Source organism: Micromonospora sp. NPDC049799 (assembly GCF_040656655.1).
GTDB lineage: Bacteria > Actinomycetota > Actinomycetes > Mycobacteriales > Micromonosporaceae > Micromonospora.
In genome coordinates this window covers 1-2,243 of the sequence record NZ_JBFAMU010000677.1, presented here as the reverse complement: position 1 = coordinate 2,243, position 2,243 = coordinate 1, and the positions used below count along the sequence as shown (strand labels likewise).

At 76.7% G+C, this 2,243-nt stretch carries 1 protein-coding gene; it reads right to left on the bottom strand.

Annotation, left to right across the window (positions count from 1 at the left end):
• A partial coding sequence (locus tag AB0I76_RS28155; protein ID WP_357041631.1) for an amino acid adenylation domain-containing protein occupies nt 1–2,153 on the bottom strand: 2,153 nt, incomplete at its 3' end.
• Nucleotides 2,154–2,243 lie beyond the last annotated feature (90 nt).

Genomic DNA, 2,243 nt, shown 5'->3' with positions numbered 1-2,243 from the left:
GCGGCGAGCGCGGCGGCCACCGGTTCCGGCAGCCGGCCGCCGGCCAGGTCGGTGAGGAACTCCCGGTGCCGCTCCCGGTCGTCGGCCGGCAGCCGCAGGGTCCGGATGTCGCTGTCGACCAGGACCACCAGGGCCACCTCGCCCTCGTCGTGCAGTTGGGCGGCCACCTCGTGGGCCAGCACGCCCCCCATCGACCAGCCGGCGAGCAGGTACGGCCCGTCCGGCGCCAGCCGCCGCAGCTCGGCCCGGTACGTGGCGGCCAGGTCGGCCAGGCTGGGCCGGTCGGTCGGGTCGTGGCCCGCCAGGGCCGGGCTCTGGAAGCCGTACACCGGGCCGGCCCAGGCGCGGGCGAGGTCGGCGTAGCGGGCCACCGACCCGCCGACCGGATGACACAGGAACAGCGGCCGGCCGGTGCCGTCGGCCAGCGGCACGGCGCTGCGGACGGTGCCGTCGCCGACGGCGAGCCGGGCGGCCAGCCCGCGTACCGTGGGGGCGTCGAAGATCTGCCCGAACGGGACCTCGGTGCCGAGGTCGGCGCGGAGCCGCTGCACCAGGCGCAGGGCGAGGAGCGAGTTGCCGCCGAGGGCGAAGAAGTCGTCGTCCGGCCGGACAGCCGGCACCTCCAGCAGCTCCGCCCACGCCCGGCAGATCCGCTCCTCCAACGGGGTGGCACGGCCGGCGCCGTCCGGGGTGGCGGACCAGTCGTCGCGGGTGGCGGCCTCGGCGGTGGCGAGGGCCCGGTCCAGGTCCACCTTGCCGTTGCCGCTGAGCGGCAGCCGGTCCAGCAGGTGGATCCGCGCCGGCACCAGGTAGGCGGGCAGCCGCTCCCGCAGGTATCCGGCGAGCGCCGCCCGGTCCGGCGCCGCGCCCGCTTCGGGCACCACGATCGCGACCAGCCGGCGCTGCCCGCCCGGCACCTGCTGGGTGGTCACGGCGCAGTCCCGGACGAGCGGGTGGGTCCGCGCGACCGCCTCGATCTCACCCGGTTCCACCCGGAAGCCCTGCACCTTGACCTGCCGGTCCTCCCGGCCGAGGAACTCGATGGTGCCGTCGGGCCAGTACCGCCCCAGGTCCCCGGTGCGGTAGAGCCGCTCCCCGGTGGCCGGGTCGGTGACGAACCGCTCGGCGGTGCGCTCGGGGTCCCGCCAGTAGCCGTCGGCCAGCCCGGTCCCGCCGATGTAGATGCCGCCGACCGCCCACGGTGGACGCAGCCGGAACCGGCCGTCGAGCACCCGCATGGTCTGGTTCGGCAGCGGCCGGCCGTACGGGATGCTCCGCCACGCCGGGTCGACCGCGCCGATCTCGTAGCTGTTGGACCAGATCGCCGCCTCGGTCGCGCCGCCCAGCGCGGTGACCCGGGTGCCCGGCCAGGTCTGCCGGAGCCGGTCGGGCAGGGGGGTCGGCACCCAGTCCCCGCTGAGCAGGAACGCCCGGATCGGGGGCCGGTCCGCGGGCGGTCGGGTGGCCGCCACCTCGACCAGCATCTGGGCCAGAGCCGGCACGGAGTTCCAGACCGTGGCCCGGTGCCGGGCCGCCGTGTCCGCCCAGCCGAGCGGGTCGGGTTGACGTCCGGCCGCGGGCAGCACGATCGCCGCGCCGGCGGCCAGGCTGCCGAACACGTCCCAGACGGAGAGGTCGAAGCTGAGCGACGAGATGCCGAACACCCGGTCGTCGGGGCGCAACCCGAACCGCTCGTTGACGTCCAGCACGGTGTTGACGGCGGCCCGGTGCGCCACCGCGACGCCCTTGGGTCGTCCGGTGGAGCCGGACGTGTAGATCACGTACGCCAGGTCGTCCGCCGTGCCGGTCGGCGCGACCGGCTCGCCGGCCGGCGGCAGCCGGTCCACCTGGACCGCCCGCACGTCCCGGCCGGCCAGGTCGGCCGGCCGGTGCGACTGGACCAGCGCCGTCCGGGCCCCGCACTCGTCGAGCAGATGGCCGATCCGCTCGGCCGGCAGGGCGACGTCGACCGGGCAGTAGGCGGCGCCGGCGCGCAACACCCCGAGGACGGCCACGACCTGCTCCCAACCCCTGGCCATCACCACCGGCACCAGGTCACCCGGCCCGACCCCGTGCCGGCGCAGGGTGGTGGCGACAGCGGCCGAGGCGTCCGCCAGCTCCCGGTAGGTCAGCGTCCGGCGGTCGCTGACCACGGCCGGGGCAACTCGGTCCGGGTCTCCGACGAGTTCATGACGGCGGTGGAGAACGACGGCGGGTTCGACCTGCGGGGCCGGCTCGACGGG